This window comes from Thioclava sp. F1Mire-8 (assembly GCF_002213165.1).
Classification (GTDB): domain Bacteria; phylum Pseudomonadota; class Alphaproteobacteria; order Rhodobacterales; family Rhodobacteraceae; genus Thioclava; species Thioclava nitratireducens.
In genome coordinates this window covers 1-16996 of record NZ_NBNY01000005.1, presented here as the reverse complement: position 1 = coordinate 16996, position 16996 = coordinate 1, and the positions used below count along the sequence as shown (strand labels likewise).

General features: G+C 61.8%; 21 protein-coding genes and 2 tRNA genes. 17 read left to right on the top strand and 6 right to left on the bottom strand.

Going from position 1 to position 16996, the window contains the following annotated elements; all coding sequences use genetic code 11:
• The first annotated feature begins 108 nt into the window (after nt 1-108).
• On the top strand, nt 109-687 hold the full coding sequence (locus B6V75_RS15805; protein ID WP_088720326.1) for a LuxR C-terminal-related transcriptional regulator: 579 nt from the start codon (nt 109-111) through the stop codon (nt 685-687).
• On the opposite strand, the gene B6V75_RS15800 is transcribed toward B6V75_RS15805, so the two are convergent.
• The 6 genes from B6V75_RS15800 to B6V75_RS15775 form a co-directional block, all read right to left on the bottom strand.
• Nucleotides 674-1888 (bottom strand): surface lipoprotein assembly modifier, encoded by a 1215-nt coding sequence (locus B6V75_RS15800; protein ID WP_088720325.1) that lies wholly within the window; start codon nt 1886-1888, stop codon nt 674-676. The two genes, B6V75_RS15805 and B6V75_RS15800, sit on opposite strands and share 14 nt — an antisense overlap.
• A 46-nt stretch (nt 1889-1934) precedes the next feature.
• On the bottom strand, nt 1935-2627 hold the full coding sequence (locus tag B6V75_RS18505; RefSeq protein ID WP_146735145.1) for a hypothetical protein: 693 nt from the start codon (nt 2625-2627) through the stop codon (nt 1935-1937).
• A gap of 405 nt (nt 2628-3032) precedes the next feature.
• A complete protein-coding gene (locus B6V75_RS15790) occupies nt 3033-4559 on the bottom strand; it encodes a hypothetical protein (protein WP_088720323.1) in 1527 nt (508 codons plus the stop codon).
• On the bottom strand, nt 4556-5302 hold the full coding sequence (locus B6V75_RS15785; RefSeq protein WP_088720322.1) for an FAD:protein FMN transferase: 747 nt from the start codon (nt 5300-5302) through the stop codon (nt 4556-4558). Before B6V75_RS15785 ends, B6V75_RS15790 begins: the two co-directional genes overlap by 4 nt.
• Nucleotides 5303-5309: 7 nt before the next feature.
• Nucleotides 5310-5720 carry an FMN-binding protein gene (locus B6V75_RS15780; protein ID WP_075775981.1) on the bottom strand — a complete coding sequence of 137 codons (411 nt, stop codon included), beginning with the start codon at nt 5718-5720 and terminating at the stop codon, nt 5310-5312.
• Between the two features lie 307 nt (nt 5721-6027).
• Nucleotides 6028-6102, bottom strand: a tRNA-Thr gene (locus B6V75_RS15775).
• A 118-nt stretch (nt 6103-6220) separates the two neighbouring features.
• Between B6V75_RS15775 and B6V75_RS18745 the strand changes: the two genes are divergently transcribed.
• From B6V75_RS18745 to B6V75_RS15700, 16 genes are all read left to right on the top strand, one after another.
• Complete coding sequence (locus tag B6V75_RS18745; RefSeq protein ID WP_167733383.1) at nt 6221-6391, top strand: hypothetical protein; 171 nt, start codon at nt 6221-6223, stop codon at nt 6389-6391.
• A 1-nt stretch (nt 6392) separates the two neighbouring features.
• Nucleotides 6393-7661, top strand: a complete 1269-nt coding sequence (gene murA, locus B6V75_RS15770) for a UDP-N-acetylglucosamine 1-carboxyvinyltransferase (RefSeq protein ID WP_088720321.1) — start codon at nt 6393-6395, stop codon at nt 7659-7661.
• A 51-nt stretch (nt 7662-7712) separates the two neighbouring features.
• The gene (locus tag B6V75_RS15765; RefSeq protein WP_088720320.1) at nt 7713-8192 is read left to right on the top strand and encodes a DUF2948 family protein; all 480 of its coding nucleotides are present in this window, start codon (nt 7713-7715) and stop codon (nt 8190-8192) included.
• Between the two features lie 137 nt (nt 8193-8329).
• Nucleotides 8330-9643 (top strand): histidinol dehydrogenase, encoded by a 1314-nt coding sequence (gene hisD, locus B6V75_RS15760; protein ID WP_088720319.1) that lies wholly within the window; start codon nt 8330-8332, stop codon nt 9641-9643.
• The gene (locus B6V75_RS15755; RefSeq protein ID WP_075775990.1) at nt 9643-10119 is read left to right on the top strand and encodes a UPF0262 family protein; all 477 of its coding nucleotides are present in this window, start codon (nt 9643-9645) and stop codon (nt 10117-10119) included. Before hisD ends, B6V75_RS15755 begins: the two co-directional genes overlap by 1 nt.
• 5 nt (nt 10120-10124) lie before the next feature.
• Nucleotides 10125-10577, top strand: a complete 453-nt coding sequence (locus tag B6V75_RS15750) for a low molecular weight phosphatase family protein (protein WP_075775991.1) — start codon at nt 10125-10127, stop codon at nt 10575-10577.
• Between the two features lie 4 nt (nt 10578-10581).
• Nucleotides 10582-10989 carry a ketosteroid isomerase-related protein gene (locus B6V75_RS15745; protein ID WP_075775992.1) on the top strand — a complete coding sequence of 136 codons (408 nt, stop codon included), beginning with the start codon at nt 10582-10584 and terminating at the stop codon, nt 10987-10989.
• Nucleotides 10989-11570, top strand: a complete 582-nt coding sequence (locus tag B6V75_RS15740; protein ID WP_088720318.1) for a GNAT family N-acetyltransferase — start codon at nt 10989-10991, stop codon at nt 11568-11570. Before B6V75_RS15745 ends, B6V75_RS15740 begins: the two co-directional genes overlap by 1 nt.
• Before the next feature lie 8 nt (nt 11571-11578).
• Nucleotides 11579-12472: a carbon-nitrogen hydrolase family protein gene (locus B6V75_RS15735; RefSeq protein WP_088720473.1), complete on the top strand. Its 894-nt coding sequence runs from the start codon at nt 11579-11581 to the stop codon at nt 12470-12472.
• Nucleotides 12473-12554: 82 nt separating this feature from the next.
• Complete coding sequence (gene infA, locus B6V75_RS15730; protein WP_010397442.1) at nt 12555-12773, top strand: translation initiation factor IF-1; 219 nt, start codon at nt 12555-12557, stop codon at nt 12771-12773.
• Nucleotides 12770-13339: a Maf family protein gene (locus B6V75_RS15725; RefSeq protein WP_088720317.1), complete on the top strand. Its 570-nt coding sequence runs from the start codon at nt 12770-12772 to the stop codon at nt 13337-13339. Before infA ends, B6V75_RS15725 begins: the two co-directional genes overlap by 4 nt.
• A complete protein-coding gene (locus B6V75_RS15720; RefSeq protein ID WP_088720316.1) occupies nt 13339-14391 on the top strand; it encodes a ribonuclease E/G in 1053 nt (350 codons plus the stop codon). The genes B6V75_RS15725 and B6V75_RS15720 overlap by 1 nt, the downstream gene beginning before the upstream one ends.
• Nucleotides 14388-14579 carry a DNA gyrase inhibitor YacG gene (gene yacG / locus B6V75_RS15715; protein WP_088720315.1) on the top strand — a complete coding sequence of 64 codons (192 nt, stop codon included), beginning with the start codon at nt 14388-14390 and terminating at the stop codon, nt 14577-14579. The genes B6V75_RS15720 and yacG overlap by 4 nt, the downstream gene beginning before the upstream one ends.
• 99 nt (nt 14580-14678) lie before the next feature.
• Nucleotides 14679-14754 (top strand) — tRNA-Phe (locus B6V75_RS15710).
• Between the two features lie 63 nt (nt 14755-14817).
• Nucleotides 14818-16014: a DUF6538 domain-containing protein gene (locus B6V75_RS15705; protein WP_088720314.1), complete on the top strand. Its 1197-nt coding sequence runs from the start codon at nt 14818-14820 to the stop codon at nt 16012-16014.
• Between the two features lie 331 nt (nt 16015-16345).
• Complete coding sequence (locus B6V75_RS15700; protein ID WP_168174495.1) at nt 16346-16843, top strand: GIY-YIG nuclease family protein; 498 nt, start codon at nt 16346-16348, stop codon at nt 16841-16843.
• The last annotated feature ends 153 nt before the right edge of the window (nt 16844-16996 follow it).

The following is a 16996-nucleotide window of genomic DNA, read 5'->3' as shown; positions in this document are numbered from 1 at the left end:
CGACCGCGCCGTTTTTTTCGTGAGTTGTCGTGAATCGTATTGTGAACGGCGTCAGAAATCGGATACGAATGATTCATATATAGATGATTGTATTCATTCAGAGATTTCATGACCTATCCGTTTCAAAACGGCGCAGGGGTTAGCCAGTGCGCTGCGCTGGAGGCCGCCTGCGATATTTTTTCATCCGGGATAGTCGCCGGGCCGAATGCGCCGATGCAAACCTTCCTCAAACGAGACCTCGGCATCACCGCGCGCGAACCTCTGAGCCTGTCAATGGTCCCGGGCGGACGCCTCTTGCGCGCGCCGGTCCTCTCGGCCACCGCCCGTTGGGCGGCGCAAGCCACCGTGCTCCGGCCTCGCGTCAAGCGCCTGCCGAACCTGAGGCAAATAAATCTCCTCCCGCTCGCGCCCGGACGCGCACGCTGTATCCTTTTTCTGAATACGGAGGAGTTCGCAGCGGAAGAAAACATTCCGAATATCACCCGCCGCGAGCGTCAGATCCTTGTCCGCGCCGTGCGTGGCGAACGCCGGGAACAGGTGGCTTTCGCATTGGGCGTTTCGGTTTCGACGGTCGACATGCATCTCCGGAATCTGCGCGAGAAATTCGGCCTTCGTACGACCAATGCAGTTGTCGCGCGGGTGGTGGAACTGGGGCTTTGCGAAGAAGACGCCCTCAGAACTGGGTGACGAAATGTACGCCGCAATCGAGCGAAAGATAGCTGTAAAGCGACACGTTCGACCGGTTGCGCCGCGCGGTGCAGCTCAGTTGAGGTGTCGTGCCCATCACTTTGAAGCTTTCCAGCCCGACTGAGGCGGTGAGGGAAATGTCGCGATCCACGCGTGGCTTTCCGAACAACGGAAAGTCCCCGTCGAAGTCGCGCAGCCCGGCTGTCGCGGAGAGTTCCGCGCTAAGCGTTCTCGTGATGCGGCGGCTCGCTCCTACGGTGAGAGCTGCGCGGGTGTAGCTTTGATAATCGCTACGCAAATCTGCGCGCTCGAGCCGCAGTGCGAGCTCGAGGCTGGAGCGGCGTGAAATGGCTCTGTCGTAGCCAAGGCTGAGTGCGTAGCGTGGCCCGTTGAGATAGCGTTTTGCCTCGAAGCGGCTTTGCGTGACGGAGCCGATGACCGTGAGGTTGGCGTCATGTGCGAGCCGCCAATGGCGGTCGAGGTTGAGACTCGTATCGGTCGCATCGGATCGCGTTTGACCATGTGCAGCGGCATAGAAGCTGTGCCCAGCCTCGATTGTCGCGCCCCAAGGGGCTCCTGCGATGAGACGCTCGTAGCGCACCGAAAAGCTCGGTTTCACGAAGCGCAGTTCCTTGGGCGAGTACCAGTTTCCCGACACCGCGCCGCGCAGGCGCAACCGCCAATCGAGCGCAGGGTGGATGTAATAGTCGACGCTCGCGCTGGCGCCGAGCCCCAACCCCGACGTTTCCCGGCCGCCATCCGTGATCTGGAATCGCCCCGCTTTGGTTACGAAAACCTTCTGCGAGGAGACATGACCGAGATTGCTTGTCGGCAGAAGCGAGATCTGCCCCGAGATCCGCCAAGGGTGCGATTGATCGAGTTGTCGCAAGGCCGCGTTGAAAGCCATCTCGCGATCCGGCGCGCGATCCGCAACATATCGAAGTACCCGATCCGCGCGTTTCGGGGAGCCGATCTGGTCGAGGCTTTGCTCGAGCGCGATTTGCGCCGGCGAGTAGTGGGGCGCCTTCGCTGCGGTCGTCCCGAGAATGGTGATCGCGGTGAGCGTGTCGCCCTTGGCGCTGAGGCGCGCGCCGATCTGCGTCCAATCCGCGAGGCTGCGTTCTTGGGGTGCGGCGGAGAGAGGGGTGGCGCAAAGAAAAATGGCTGCTGAGAGCAGTCGGCGCGAGGCGGATAGCATCATGTAAAACCTATGGGTGTGCCGGGAGCGATGCTCCCGGCAACAATTTTTATTGTTCTACCGCCACATAGCCGCCGTTACTGACAGCAAGGCTCTCAGTTCCCGCAGAAACAGTGCCCGTCACCGAGCCGCTCGTCACCAAAGTTCCAGCATCGTCATAGACTTTGCCAGCGAGGTCGAGGTTCGTGTCCATATCGACGCCATCCTGAATCACGCCCTTCGCTGTCGCGCTGAGGCTCCCGTCATTCTGGAGCGTGCCGTCGACAGAAAGCGTGCCCGGGTTCTCGGTGCGGCGGTCCGAGGCGGAACCGTCAGCGGCTTGGTCGTAGAAGGCAAAGCTACCGGCATCGCCGGTCACCTTTTTGTTGTCGAAGTCGACATCCATCGACAACTTCCCTGCGACGATACGAGGCGTGCCTCCATCCCCTGGGAGTTCGAATTTCAAGGCACCATCCATGCGCGCAGTCCCCTGGGGGTCTTGTGCGACAGGAAGAGCGCCAGCCGACAGGGTGGAGATTGCGCCGAGCGCCGAGTTCACCGTCGCAACATCCATCGTTCCGGAGGTGGCAGTCTCGAAGGTCGAGCCTGTGGTGCTCCCGCCGCTCGACGACCCGCCGGACGTATCTCCGGGTACATTGTTAGTCGGCGTATCGGTGGAGAGGGATGTGTCGCTACCGCTACCCATGCAGCCTGCGAGTGCAAAACACACAGCGGTCGCGGCAATCGAAAATTTATAAGCCATTAATTCCCCTATTTTCCCAAAACGAGCCAGACCTTGGCTCGCACAGGTCAGGTGCAGGATTCTGGCGGATTTCGGCAATCTGAAGTAAACCACAGGTTGCGCCCGATCATGCCAAGGTTGCTTGAGCGGTCGAGTGTACGGCTCTCGCTCAAGCCTCTCTCGGTGGAAGGCGAGGTGTGGTTTCCGAGACACTCGCGGTAACGGTTCGTTAACCCTGCGGCTCGAACGGAAAGGCGTCGTTATCCCGGTAAAACCTGAGAAAATCCCGACAGATTAGGCGGGGCCTGAAATTTGGCCCGGCGAACAGCGCAACCGTGGCGTTTGCTCAGCGAAACGACGGTTTCGCAGTCGGGCGCAAAACCACAGGTAATGGAGAGATTTCGCACGCGGACGACTCCGCGGAGATCAAAGCCCGGAAAAGGCATCCGTGTGAATCCGCCTGCGACCGACGCCGCAATTTCGAAGTGTCTTTCGGAAGCCGGCGACCATCGCGCTCGCTCCGGACACGTAGACACGCCGTTCGTCCAGATCGGGAACGCATTCGCGTAGTTTCGTCTCGTCCATTCGGCCCTCGACCACCGTGCCGGGGAGGGTCGAGGCGTCGCCGGGGGCCCCGGAAACCGCGTAGACAACTTTCATTCCGAGTTCGCTTCGCGCGCGCGTCAGCAGCTCTCGATATGCGATCTCGTCAGCCGACCTGTTCGCGTAGACCAGCACGATATCGCGTTTCTCGCCGCGTTCGAGGAGATCGGCGATCATGCTCCGGAACGGGGTGATTCCGATCCCTCCCGCGATGAAGAGGAGCTTCTTCTCACGTTGTCGGGGCAGGACGAAGGTGCCGGCGATCTGGGAGCCATAGATCGGGTCGCCTTCCTGCATCTCCAGGAGCCCACGCTTGAACTCGCTGCCGTCGGGGGTGAACTTGACGCCGACCCGCACCGAAGTCGCCCCGGGGGCTGAAGCGATGGTGAAGGTTCTGCGATTGCCGCGCGTGTCGGATTTCGGCAGTCCCAGCGTCCAGTCGAGATACTGTCCCGCGCGGAATTTCAGGGCGCGGTCCGACTGAAAAACGAACTCGTAGCAGTTCGCTGCGATCTCCTCGACACCGATCAGCTTCATCTTGAAGCGTCCCTTCGGACTCGCGGCCCAGGCGTAGATATTGGCCACGAGGAAGGCCAATTCCGGAGAGAAATATAGCGTCCCGATATGGATGTTCGAGCAGGACAACACACCGACGATGGCCGCATAGACATGCCGTGACCAACGGCCATGGGCGGCTGTCAGGGGCTCGGTGAGCATCGCGAAGCCGGCGAAGAACAGCGGCGAGTAGAGGAGCGTTTGTTGCAGCGCCATGCCCATCATGCCCGGGGGCGTCGTCGCGATGACCGCCGCGAGGTTCGACAGGATGTAGACCGCGATCATGCCGAGACGCTCTATCTTGTAGCCGACGAGCAGCCCGCCGAGGATCACCAGAGGCAACAGTTGCGGCGTGCCGCCGACCCACCACAAGGCCGGGGTATTGAGCCCGATCCCCGCGACGACGGCACCGAGCGCCACCGGGTTGAAGATGTGTTTGTGCCCGATCGTCAGTATGAATTTCGAGGCGATGGCTGCGACCGACGCGAGCACGATCGCGGCGAGCGTCGTCGGGTCGGCAATATCCGCTGGCGGCATGATGAGCGCGAGGATCAGGGCCGTAATATGCACGGATTCCGAATTCGTCGGCAGCTTGAGCACAATGCTGAAAAGCCGGTTCGTGACCCATGCGCTCGCGACCGCAAGCGCGAGCGACAAAAGCAGACCGGCAGGGTCGAGGAATGTCGCTCCAGTCATCCCCGCGGCAAGTCCGCCGACGAACAGGAGCCCGAGATAATAGACCATCAACCGATACATGGTGACGCCATTCAACGCACGTCTGATCAGCCTCATCATGAGAAGACAAACTCCTTGAAACCGGTCGTTTGCACGGCCGTGCCATCGCGGTGGATCTGGTAGGCTTCGACGCCCTCGAGGTCTTCGATGTAGTAAATGCCCGCGTCACCCATCGCGAAGGCCGCCGTGGCATGCAGGTCCGCGACGAGGACGTCACTCCCGATTACGGTGATGCTGACGGGGCCTTCGATGCGGCGGGCGCGATCATGCGGGTCATAGATGTGATCGCCACGGATGTAGTTTCCCGAGGTCGCAACGCCTTGTCCTCTCGGCTTGACGGCTTTGACGATCTCCTGCGGCGCGAAAGGATTGCGGATACCGATCGACCATTCCTGTCGCGACGCATCGCGTCCGCCGACTTGTATATCGCCACCGGCGTCGATGCAGAAATCCGCGAACCCCTCTCGCTCGATCAATTGGGCCGCGCGGAGGATCGCCCATCCCTTCACGACACCCGAGGGATCAATCGTCCCGTCGTTGCGCCTTATGTCGAAATACCCGTCCGTGAACTCTCGCATGCGATGCGCGATTTCCAGCACGTCGCGCATTTGGGAACTGAGTGCGGACTCCCCGACCTCGCCCGCATTGAAGCGCGACACTTCGCTGTCCGGCCGGAACGGACTGAAGCGTATATCGACGTCGGTGAAGAAATCGAACACGCGCTCGTGAATGCCTGTGTGCCCTGAATTCGGGATGTCGAGCGTGATCGGCATTCCCATGATGAGCCGCGTCTCGACTGTCATGGCCGGGCTATTTCAGGGATTTCCGCAGCGCATCATGGACCGAGTTCAGAAAAGCCTGGCTCGTGAGCGTAGCGCCGGAGATGTAGGAGACGTTGGTATTCTGCGCCATGACGATCTCGCGTTCGAGCATCGGCAGGGCCTTGCTGTTGATGTATCGGCTGGTCCTGCGATCCGTCGGTGCCCTCAGGATGTCGATGGAGGAAATTTTACCGTTTTTCACATGGGCTTGGGCCTGCACATAGCCATAGTATTGACGGACGGGCGAACCAGTCCATGTGCCATCCTGATACTGCGCTCCGTCAGGCAGCGCCTGAGGCTGCGAGAAGCTCGAGAAAAAACCTGCCGATGCCGCGGTCGAACTTAGCAGCACCGCGAGAATACTGGCTGAAAGAGCATTTGGTAACTTCCAACGCGTCATTTTGAACCTCCTGACGTACCTTTCGTTTCCGGCCCGGTGAATTCGATCTGACGGTCGCTCAAGTGACCCGTGGCCTGTAGTAAAGATACGTCCTCGACCCCGATATTGAAGTCGCGCCCGTTCCCCTTTGCGTGAGGCGAACGTGCGTGAAAATGTGATGTGACATACCGACGGGCGCTGAGACGCGGCGCCTTCGATCAGGTGGCGGAAGACAAGAGGACCCTCTCGAAAACCCTCGCCCTAATGTGGGTCAGGATCTTGGTGCAGCGCTCGGAACGCTAACGGAATTCGATTTTCGAAGGGGAAGTGGTGCTGCTGGAGAGACTTGAACTCTCGACCTCTCCCTTACCAAGGGAGTGCTCTACCGCTGAGCTACAGCAGCGCCGGTTTCGGTCCGTCGCTTCGACCGTGGCGGGGATTTAGACGCAATCGCGCGGGGGTGCAAGGGCAAATCTTGCTCTCTCTCGACAGGATTTCGCAGGCGGGTTAAACGGGGCGCCATGACAGGCGGTAAGAAAGACGGATCGGGCACGTCCCGCGAGGCGGGGTTGAGCCGCGAAGAGCGTCGGGCGCAGGCGCTCCGGGCGAATCTGCAGCGTCGCAAGGCGCAGGCGCGCGCGCGCAAATCCGAATCCAAGCCGCCGAATAACAACGAATCCGAGGGCAGTTGAAATGGACAGCATCGTCGTACGCGGCAACGGGCCTCTTTCCGGCCAAATCCCGATCGCGGGGGCGAAGAACGCCTGTCTCGCGCTGATGCCGGCCACGCTTCTGAGCGATGAGCCGCTGACCCTGACCAATGCGCCGCGCCTGTCGGACATCCGCACGATGACCGAATTGCTGGCCTCTCTCGGCGCGGAAGTGACCGCGCTGCAGGAGGGAAAGGTGCTCGCAACCTCGTGCCATGGCGAGATCAACCCGGTCGCGGATTATGAAATCGTGCGCAAGATGCGCGCGTCGAATTTGGTGCTGGGGCCGCTGCTGGCACGTCTGGGCCATGCGGTCGTCTCGCTGCCCGGCGGTTGCGCGATTGGCGCGCGTCCGATGGATATCCATGTCGATGCGCTCGCGGCGCTCGGCGCGGAGATCGAGCTGAAGGACGGCTATCTGCATGCCGAAGCGAAGGGTGGACTGAAAGGCGCGACACATGAGATGCGCTTCGCCTCGGTCGGCGCCACCGAGAACTTCCTGATGGCGGCCTCGCTCGCCAAGGGCACATCGGTGCTGAAGAACGCCGCGCGCGAGCCGGAGATCGTCGATCTCGCGAAATGCCTGCGGGCAATGGGGGCGCAGATCGAGGGTGACGGTACCTCGGAGATCGTGATCGAGGGCGTGGATCGGCTGCACGGCGCCACGCACCCGGTGGTCGCCGACCGGATCGAACTGGGCACCTACATGCTCGCGCCCGCGATCTGCGGCGGCGAGGTGGAATGTCTGGGGGGGCGAATCGATCTGCTGGAGAGCTTCTGCGAGAAGCTCGATGCGGCGGGTATCTCGGTCGAGCAGACTCATGCCGGCCTCAAGGTCGCGCGCAAGAACGGCCGCATTCGTGCCGTCGACGTGACGACCGAGCCTTTCCCCGGCTTCCCGACGGATCTTCAGGCGCAGATGATGGCGCTTCTTTGCACCGCCGAGGGCACCAGCGTTCTGGAAGAGAAGATTTTCGAGAATCGCTTCATGCACGCGCCCGAGCTTATGCGGATGGGCGCGAATATAGAGGTCCATGGCGGCCATGCGACGGTCCATGGCGTCGACAAGCTCAAGGGCGCGCCGGTGATGGCAACCGATCTGCGGGCCTCCGTGTCGCTGATCCTCGCGGGGCTGGCCGCCGAGGGCGAGACCGTCGTCAGTCGTGTCTATCACCTCGATCGCGGCTATGAGCGCGTCGAGGAGAAGCTGGCGGGCGTCGGCGCCCATATCGAGCGCGTGAAAGCGAATTGATCGGCTGGCAATCCCCGCCATCTCCCCCATATCGAATGCAGAGGTGACCCAATGACCCGTGACGCGAAATTCGAAGAGGGTGGCGAAGGCGCGATCGCGCTGCGCGCCGAGACCAAGGACGACCTGCCCGTGATTGCGGCGCTGGTGCAGGACGCCGTGCTGCCGATCACCGAGATCGCGTGGGAGGCGAAATCCCGTCGTCTCGCGCTGCTGATCAATCGCTTCCGCTGGGAAGACAAGGCGCAGGCCGAGGCCGAGAAGCGGCCCTACGAGCGCGTGCGCTCTCTGCTGGTGATCTCGGACGTCACCCATGTCGCGAGCATGGGCATCGATCGGTCGGATCGCGACGTGGTGCTCTCGATCCTCGACGTCACCTTCGAGGAGGCGGAAGACGGGGCGGGGCGTGTGACCCTGACGCTGGCGGGCGATGGTGCGCTGGCGGCGGATGTCGAATGTCTCGATGTCGATCTGCGCGACGTGGAGCGGCCTTATCGCGCACCCTCCGGCAAGGTGCCGCATCATCCCGAGTGAGCCGAGTTTTGCCGCCGGGGTTGCCTCCGGCGGAGATATTTTCGCCAAGTCGAATTGGAATTGCCTTTGCGGGCAGCGTCGTGCTTGCGGGGCAGGGCGGGAGTCTCTAATCCGAAAAGCGGAAAAGGAGACTGTCGATGCCGCATTTTCTGGACACGCGCGAAGTTGGGTTTGAAGCCCGGTTTGTCGAACTTCTGGGGATGAAGCGCGAGGACAGTCCCGATGTGGATGCTGTCGTGGCCGAGATCATCGCAGATATCCGCAAGCGGGGCGATGCGGCGCTGATCGAGCTGACCGCGAAATTCGACCGGCTGGAGCTGGCGCCCGAGACGCTGGCTTTCTCTCCCGACGAAATCGAGGCCGAGGTCGCGAAAGTGCCTGCCGAGGAGCGCGCGGCGCTGGAACTGGCGGCCGAGCGCATCCGCGCCTATCACGAGCGTCAGATGCCGCATGACGCGCGCTGGATCGATGCGAGCGGGGCGGAGCTTGGCTGGCGCTGGGGACCGGTTTCGGCGGCGGGGCTCTATGTACCCGGCGGATTGGCGAGCTATCCCTCTTCGGTGCTGATGAACGCAATCCCGGCGAAGGTCGCGGGCGTAGAGCGGCTTGTGGTCGCCTGCCCGACGCCGGGCGGGGCGGTGAACCCGTTGGTGCTGCTGGCGGCGCAACTCGCGGGAGTCGATACGGTTTACCGGATGGGCGGCGCGCAGGCGATTGCAGCGCTGGCCTACGGGACCGAGACGGTCACGGCGGTCGACAAGATCACCGGGCCGGGCAACGCTTTCGTCGCGGCGGCAAAGCGCCGCGTGTTCGGGCGCGTGGGCATCGACATGATCGCGGGGCCGTCCGAAATCCTCGTGATCGCGGACGGCACGGGCGATCCGGACTGGATCGCGCTCGACCTGATGAGCCAGGCCGAGCATGACGAGAGCGCGCAGGCGATCCTGATCACCACCGACGAGGCCTTCGGCAAGGCGGTTGTGGCGGCGGTCGAAAAACGGCTCGAGACGCTGGAGCGCCGCGCCATCGCGGGCGCCAGCTGGCGCGATTTCGGGGCGGTGATCGTCGCGCGGGATCTGATGGAGGCAGCCGAGCTGTCGAACCGGGTAGCCCCCGAGCATCTGGAACTTTGCGTCGCCGATCCCGATTGGCTGGCGGAAGCGATCACACACGCGGGTGCCATTTTCCTTGGTGCCTACACGCCCGAAGCGATCGGCGACTATATTGGCGGGCCGAACCACGTTCTGCCCACGGCGCGCTCGGCGCGGTTTTCCTCAGGCCTCTCGGTGATGGATTTCATCAAGCGCACGACCATGGCGAAGATGACGCCCGGCGCGCTGAAGGCGATCGGCCCTTCGGCGGAGATTCTGGCGAAATCGGAAAGCCTCGAGGCGCATGGGCTGTCGGTGCGTGCGCGGCTCGATGCGCTCAATGACGAAGAGGAGGGGTGATGGCCCGGATTTCGCATATCCAGCTGGACACGAGCGGCCTTCCCGCGCCCTCGCCCGAGATCGAGCAGGAGCGCAAGGTCGCGATCTACGACCTGCTCGAGGATAACAGCTTCGACATCCCGGGTCGTGACGGTCAACCCGCGCCGGAAGGGCCGTTCACGTTGACGCTGGCTGTGCGCGACCGGCGGCTGGTCTTCGACACCGAAACCGAGAGCGGCGCGAAAGTGGCAGAGTTCCATCTGTCCTTCGGCCCGTTCCGGCAGGCGGTGAAGGACTATTTCCAGATCTGCGAGAGCTATTTCGAGGCGGTCAAGAAACTGCCGCCCAGCCAGATCGAAGCGATCGACATGGCGCGGCGCGGCATACACAACGAAGGCGCGCGCATCCTGCAAGAACGCCTCGAAGGCAAGGCCGAGATCGACATCGACACGGCGCGGCGCCTCTTCACCCTCGTTGCCGTTCTCGCCCCGAGGTAATCGGAATGGGCGAGATCCCCAACTCCGTTCTTTTTGCGTGCGATCATAACTCCACGCGCTCCCCGATGGCCGAGGGGATGATGAAGAAATTCTACGGCACCGAATGTTACGTGCAGTCAGTGGGCGTGAAGGCCGATCTGGAGATCGACGGGTTCACCATCGCGGTGATGGCGGAGATCGGCGTCAATCTGGAGCGACACCGCGCGCGCTCTTTCACCGAGTTGCAGGAATGGGGTGACGATCTGTCGGCCTTCGATCTGGTGATCGCACTTTCGCCCGCCTCGCAGCGTCAGGCGTTGGAACTGACGCGGTTTTTCCATCTCGACGTGGAATATTGGCCGATTCTCGACCCGACCGGGATTGGCGAGACGCGCGAGGCCAAACTCGCTGCCTATCGCGACACCCGCGACCAGATCCGTCGTCATCTCATCGACCGTTTCGGCCCCCCTCAGGAGTAAGACCATGCCTCGCGCCCGCGCTCTCGACACGATCACGCGTTACTACGATGCCTTCAACGAAGGCGATACAAAGGCGATGGAGCGGCTGCTGGGCGAGCCCTTTGCGCATCATGTGAACGAGGGGAAAATCCGCCACGGGATCGAGGCGTTCCGCGAATTCAACGCGCATATGAGCCGCTGCTATCGCGAGCAACTGACCGACATGGTGATCATGGCGAACGATGCCGGCACCCGCGGTGCGGCAGAGTTCATCGTGAACGGCGTCTATCTGGAGACCGATGACGGGCTGCCCGAGGCGCATGGGCAAAGCTATGTCCTGCCGGCGGGGGCGTTCTTCACGCTCGACGAGGGCAAGATCACGCGCGTGGTCACCTATTACAACCTCGCCGACTGGATCGCGCAGGTCTCGTGATGGAGGTGCGGCGGCTGACCGGAGAGGCGCTGGATGCGGCGCTCGAAGACGTCGCGCGACTGCGTATCGCTGTCTTCCGGGACTGGCCCTACATCTATGACGGCTCGCTGGAGTATGAGCGGCGTTATATCCAGAGCTACCGCGAGAGCGATGCGGCGGTGGTCGTCGGCGCGTTCGACGGGACGACATTGGTTGGAGCGGCCACGGGCACGCCGCTGGAAGATCACGCCGGTGATTTCGCGGCGCCTTTCGCGGGCACCGGGTTGAAGCTGGAAGACGTGTTCTACTGCGCTGAATCCGTGTTGCTGCCGGAATATCGCGGTCAGGGGCTGGGGCACGCCTTCTTCGATCACCGCGAGGCCCATGCGCGCGAGCTGGGGCGCGGTCATTCGGTCTTCTGTTCGGTGATCCGGCCCGACGATCATCCCTTGAAGCCCGCCGATTACCGCCCGCTCGACGGGTTTTGGCGCAAGCGGGGCTATGCGCCGATGGCCGGCGTAATCGCGCGGTTCAAATGGACCGATCTAGGTGAGGATCAGCAGACCGAGAAGGCACTGCAATTCTGGGGACGCCCGCTGTGAGCCGCGATGTGACGATAGCCGCGGCGGCCTATCCGCTCGACTGGTTCGACGATTGGGCGGGCTACGCGGCGAAGGTTACGACTTGGGTGACCGAGGCCGCGGGGCAGGGCGCGCAGCTTATGGTCTTTCCCGAATACGCCGCGATGGAGTTGGCGAGCCTCGGCGGCGCCGAGGTCGCGGGCGATCTGGAAGCCGCGCTGTCGCATGTCGCCGGATTACGCGCGGATATGGAGACGCTGTTCGCAAATCTCGCGGTAAAACACGGCGCGCATATCCTCGCCCCCTCCGGCACCGTCATCGAAGGGCCTAAGCGCGTGAACCGGGCGAGCCTGTTCGGTCCCGGCGGGCTGATCGGGCATCAGGATAAGGCGATCATGACGCGGTTCGAGCGCGAGATCTGGCATGTCGATGCGGGCGAGGGGCTGGTGCTTTTCGACACCGCGCTCGGCAAGATCGGGGTCACCATCTGCTACGACAGCGAATTCCCCCTGCTGGCGCGCGCTCTGGCCGAGGCGGGGGCAGAGATCATCCTCGTGCCCTCCTGCACCGACACGCTCGCGGGCTACAACCGGGTGCGGATAGGTGCGATGGCGCGGGCGCTGGAAAACCAATGCGTGACCGTTCAGGCGCCGACCGTGGGCGATGCGCTTTGGTGCCCGGCGGTGGACGAGAACCGGGGCACGGCTGCGATCTTCGCACCGCCCGATGGGCTTTGGCCCGAAAGCGGGATTGTGGCCGAAGGGGCCCCCGACTCACCCGGATGGACCTTCGCGACGGTGGACTTGGATCGCGTCGCGCAAAGCCGGACTGCAGGAGCTGTTTTGCCCTACAAACATTGGTCCGAGCAGTCTGATGCGGCCCAAATAATCCGGATCGCCTCGGAAAACCCCGCCCAGCCTTGACATTCCCCTTGAATTTCGCGGCTTACGGGCGCATTTAAACGCTCGCCCGCAGATGGCGCGGGTAACCATTTACGGAGTGACCATGGCCAAGGAAGAAATGCTCGAATTTCCCGGTGTCGTGAAGGAACTCCTGCCTAACGCGACGTTTCGGGTCGAGCTGGAAAACGGCCATGAGATCATCGCGCATATGGCAGGCAAGATGCGTAAGAACCGCATCCGCGTTCTGGCAGGCGACAAGGTTCAGGTGGAAATGAACACCTACGACCTCACGAAGGGTCGTATCAACTACCGCTTCAAGTGAAGCTGATCCTCGGCTCGGCGAGCCCGCGGCGGCGAGAGCTTCTGGCCCAGCTCGGGCTGGAGCCTTTTGACGTGCGCCCCGCCGATATCGACGAAACGCCGTTCAAAGGCGAGGCCGCGCGCGACTATGTCGCTCGCATGGCCCGCGAGAAAGCGATGGCGCTTGATGTGGCCGACGACGAGGTGCTGTTGAGCGCCGATACAACGGTGACCTGCGGGCGCCGCATCTTGGGCAAACCCGAAGACGAGAAGGAGGCGGCGGAGTTCCTCTGGCTGCTCTCCGGGCGTCGGCACCATGTGTTTACCGCCGTGGCGATCCGCACGGCGCAGGGCCTGCGCGAGCGGCTCGTCGATACGGTGGTGAAGTTCAAACCGCTTAGCGACGAGGACGTGAACGGCTATCTCGCCTCGGGCGAATGGCACGGCAAGGCGGGTGGCTACGCCATCCAGGGGCGCGGCGGCGCTTTCGTCCCGTGGATTCAAGGGTCCTTCACCGCAGTCGTGGGGCTGCCGCTCGCAGAAACCGCAAACCTGCTCGCAAGCGCGGGCATTCGAGGGGACGTATAATGCAGGGGCGCGTGGTTCTGCTGGACGAGATTGCCGGTCGCGAAGCGGCGGCGCTGATGGTCGATGGGCAAATTGAAGACCTGCTTATCGACACCTCCGACGAGATCAGCTTCGCCCCCGGCGCGATCCTGCGCGGCACGATCGGTCGCCAGATGAAAGGGCAGGGCGGCGTCTTCGTCGATCTACCCGAAGGCGCGCGCGGCTTCCTGAAAGAGGTGAAGGGGCTCGCCCCGGGCCAGACCGTGATCTGCATGGTCTCCGGCGGGACCGAGCCCGGCAAGGCGCTGCCTGTGACGCTGCGGGTGCTGTTCAAGTCGCGCTACGGCATCGTCACCCCCGGCGCGCCCGGAATCAACGTCTCCCGGCGGATCCATGAAGAGAATCTGCGCGCCGACCTGCAGGCAGCAGCCGAGGCGGTGATGGAAGGCTCGGATATGGGCGTGATCCTGCGTTCTGCCGCGGCCCATGTGTCGCTCGAAGAGGTGGCCGAGGATGTCGCCGCGATGCGCGAGCTGGCCGAGGCCGTGACTAACGATACTGAAGGCGGGCCGGAGTTGCTCGTCGACGCGCCCGATCCGCATGAAGAAGCCTGGCGCGACTGGGCCGAACCGGTGCCGGACGAGGTGATCGAAGGCGGGTTCGACGATCACGGCGTCACCGACGCGATCGAAGCGCTTCTGCACCCGCGTGTCGATCTGCCAGGCGGCGCTCATCTGATGATCGAGCCGACCCGTGCCCTGATCGCGGTCGACGTCAATACCGGCAACGACACGACGCCCGCCGCGGCGCTGAAGGCGAATATCGCCGCGGCCCGAGAGTTGCCGCGTCAGCTGCGCCTGCGTGGCCTTGGGGGGCAGGTCGTGATCGACTTTGCCCCGATGCCCAAGCGCGACCGTCAGGCGCTGGAGCAGCAGCTGCGCCGCGCCGTAAAAGGCGAGCCAGAGACCTCGCTCGCAGGCTGGACGCCGCTGGGCAATTTCGAGATGCAACGCAAGCGCGACCGCGTGCCGCTCGCACGTCTCTTGCGGGGCCAGACGACGGAGGCGATATGAGCTGCCCAATCTGCGGCAAGGAGGCCGACCCGAAATACCGCCCCTTCTGTTCAAAGCGCTGTGCCGACGTCGATCTGGCGCGCTGGCTGAACGGCTCCTACGTCATTCCCGGCGATATCGCCGAGGAAGAAGAGCGCGCGCCGACCGGCCTCGCGGGCGATGATTTGCCCCCCGGCAAGCCGCACTGAAAACCTTTCGCAAGATCGCGGAAATTTCTGCGAAATCCCTCTGGACACCCCCCGCGCCCTCGTCTAGTAACCGCTCCACCAAGACCGAAAGGTCGAAGTGCCCGGATAGCTCAGTTGGTAGAGCAGCGGATTGAAAATCCGCGTGTCGGTGGTTCGAATCCGCCTCCGGGCACCACTTCCCATAGCCAACCCATTGATAACCCTCAGTTTAACTCAGGAACTGTGAGGGTTGTAGGACATGGCGTATGACATTTTGGTCCCGTTTTCGTTCAAAAAGAACGGCATCTACTACTTCGAGCGACGGGTCCCGAAGTGCCTTCGAAAGCATTACTCGACCGCCAAGATTTCATATTCGCTGCGAACGCGTTCATCGACCGTAGCAGCGTCGAGGGCGACGAAGGCAGCACAGCAACTCGACGACTACTGGTATCATCTTCGGATACGCGAAGTTGATCTTCCTGGTAAGCATCTGCTTCGGTTGTCTCACTCTGCTAACACCGCGTCTGGTGGAGGAGCCTCGGCTGTACCGGCGGCCCCCTGCGTGACACTTTCGGAGGCTGTGCAGGTCTATCTAAGCCTCAAGGGTCGCGGGCGTCCTCAGACCTTTCAGCGAGCAGCGGAGCGCTCATGCGGCTACGTAATTGATGTCTGTGGCGATAAGGCTCTCACAGCTTATACAAAAGCAGACGCGAATGCCTTTCGTGATGACCTTATTCAGCGTGGTCTCACGGGCAGCAGTATTACCCGGGTCTTTGGAACAGTTCGAGCCGTGGTCAACTTCGCGGCTAGTGAGGCTGGTATAGATTTCTCCAACCCATTCGGGAGAGTGTATTATGACCGTACTGCCGGTGTCGAAGGTCGCACTTCGCTGCCTCTTGATGCGGTCAGATGTATTCAGAAGCAATGCCGCGACGCAGACGATGATCTGCGCTGGTTGGTCGCCTTAGTGTCCGATACCGGAATGCGCCTCGCTGAGGCTGCCGGAGTGCTTAAGGAGGACATTCGGCTCGATGATCCGGTCCCCCATGTAGTCATTCGAGAGCATCCCTGGAGACGGCTCAAGACGGCCAGCAGTACACGTAAGGTGCCTTTGGTCGGCGAGGCTCTGTGGGCTGCTCGCAGGGTTCATGAGTGCGTCAGGGAGAGTGAGTTTGCTTTCCCTAGGTACAACAAGGGTGGGCAGACTAACGCGAACTCAGCAAGCGCATCTCTTAACAAGTGGCTAAAGGCATGTGTTCAGTCGAAAGGCACGATGCATAGCTTTCGCCACTCCCTGCGGGACCGTCTACGCGCGGTAGAGTGTCCTGCCGACATTGTTGATCAGATCGGTGGTTGGCAGACTGATGGCGTCGGGCACGCCTATGGTGATGGGTATCCCCTTGATGTCCTCAACCGTTGGCTCAGAGCAGTTGCGGATCATCAATCGAAACTTTAGGAAAAACCGTCTGAAATCTTAGGGGGAGCTTGGGGTGGCCATGAGCAGCGAGGTCAAATGTCATAAGTGCGGAGCGTTGTACGAAAGGAAAGAGATCAAGCTTCCTGCTCGGGATAAAGATAGCTTCGAGTGCGACCAGTGCGGGGAGACTATTGAACATTGGAATGGCTCGCGCATTCCTTCCTTTCGGCTCAAAAACGCGGATCGAGATTAATTATTGGGCCTGGATGGGCCGGAATTTGGCGAGCGCAATACTGGCGTCTAGCGTTGTCTTTTTGACGTCCTGGTCCTGCAATGGATGGAGGGTTCGGACGCCTGTCGAGGGGTAGAGATGTTCAATGAAATCCGCGGCATTTGTCGCCACTGTTCTTCTGAAGTCAGTGTTCTAGTGAATGGTGGCGAAGTCTTAGATGTCTGCGCCGGATGTGGCGAAAAGCCATTTGAGATCATCCCGTATGCCGGTCTGGTGTACGTTGTGAATAATCCACACCAGAGCGGTGTCAAAATCGGGATGACAACAAAAAGCATCTACGAGCGGCTGAAAGGTTTGAACGCGACAGGAGTGCCGGGCGCGTTCGAAGTGGTAGCGCTATTTCCGTCCGCGAAGCCAAAGCATGAAGAGAAGAAGATTCACCAAAAGCTCAAGCGATGGCACCTTGCGAAAGAACATTTCGAACTTGAGCCTGTCGAAGCGGCGCTTAAGTGCTTCCGCGAACTCAATCGGCGGAAGCCAGTATTCTTCAGTGATGCCTATAGAACTGAGTTTGAACTGAAGCTGGAAATAGCAAAGAAGACTATGCAGCTTCGCCTGAATGGCAAGAGCAGCTAGGTCAAGTCGCCATGTCCTACAACCCTCACAGTTCCTGAGTTAAACTGAGGGTTATCAATGGGTTGGCTATGGGAAGTGGTGCCCGGAGGCTCCGTCTGTATTGGGTTGTGTTCCCGTTACAGGCATCTTTGCCGCTGATAATCTCAGTAAAGC

Excerpts from the sequence above, each read along its gene's own strand:
- B6V75_RS15800 (WP_088720325.1), bottom strand. The coding sequence starts at position 1,888 with ATGATGCTATCCGCCTCGCGCCGACTGCTCTCAGCAGCCATTTTTCTT.
- B6V75_RS15740 (WP_088720318.1), top strand. The coding sequence starts at position 10,989 with ATGGAGGTGCGGCGGCTGACCGGAGAGGCGCTGGATGCGGCGCTCGAA.
- B6V75_RS15755 (WP_075775990.1), top strand. The coding sequence starts at position 9,643 with ATGGCCCGGATTTCGCATATCCAGCTGGACACGAGCGGCCTTCCCGCG.
- B6V75_RS15720 (WP_088720316.1), top strand. The coding sequence starts at position 13,339 with ATGCAGGGGCGCGTGGTTCTGCTGGACGAGATTGCCGGTCGCGAAGCG.
- infA (WP_010397442.1), top strand. The coding sequence starts at position 12,555 with ATGGCCAAGGAAGAAATGCTCGAATTTCCCGGTGTCGTGAAGGAACTC.
- hisD (WP_088720319.1), top strand. The coding sequence starts at position 8,330 with ATGCCGCATTTTCTGGACACGCGCGAAGTTGGGTTTGAAGCCCGGTTT.
- B6V75_RS15780 (WP_075775981.1), bottom strand. The coding sequence starts at position 5,720 with ATGACGCGTTGGAAGTTACCAAATGCTCTTTCAGCCAGTATTCTCGCG.
- B6V75_RS15790 (WP_088720323.1), bottom strand. The coding sequence starts at position 4,559 with ATGATGAGGCTGATCAGACGTGCGTTGAATGGCGTCACCATGTATCGG.
- B6V75_RS15765 (WP_088720320.1), top strand. The coding sequence starts at position 7,713 with ATGACCCGTGACGCGAAATTCGAAGAGGGTGGCGAAGGCGCGATCGCG.
- B6V75_RS18505 (WP_146735145.1), bottom strand. The coding sequence starts at position 2,627 with ATGGCTTATAAATTTTCGATTGCCGCGACCGCTGTGTGTTTTGCACTC.
- B6V75_RS15745 (WP_075775992.1), top strand. The coding sequence starts at position 10,582 with ATGCCTCGCGCCCGCGCTCTCGACACGATCACGCGTTACTACGATGCC.
- B6V75_RS15805 (WP_088720326.1), top strand. The coding sequence starts at position 109 with ATGACCTATCCGTTTCAAAACGGCGCAGGGGTTAGCCAGTGCGCTGCG.
- murA (WP_088720321.1), top strand. The coding sequence starts at position 6,393 with ATGGACAGCATCGTCGTACGCGGCAACGGGCCTCTTTCCGGCCAAATC.
- B6V75_RS18745 (WP_167733383.1), top strand. The coding sequence starts at position 6,221 with ATGACAGGCGGTAAGAAAGACGGATCGGGCACGTCCCGCGAGGCGGGG.
- B6V75_RS15750 (WP_075775991.1), top strand. The coding sequence starts at position 10,125 with ATGGGCGAGATCCCCAACTCCGTTCTTTTTGCGTGCGATCATAACTCC.
- B6V75_RS15785 (WP_088720322.1), bottom strand. The coding sequence starts at position 5,302 with ATGACAGTCGAGACGCGGCTCATCATGGGAATGCCGATCACGCTCGAC.
- yacG (WP_088720315.1), top strand. The coding sequence starts at position 14,388 with ATGAGCTGCCCAATCTGCGGCAAGGAGGCCGACCCGAAATACCGCCCC.
- B6V75_RS15705 (WP_088720314.1), top strand. The coding sequence starts at position 14,818 with ATGGCGTATGACATTTTGGTCCCGTTTTCGTTCAAAAAGAACGGCATC.
- B6V75_RS15700 (WP_168174495.1), top strand. The coding sequence starts at position 16,346 with ATGTTCAATGAAATCCGCGGCATTTGTCGCCACTGTTCTTCTGAAGTC.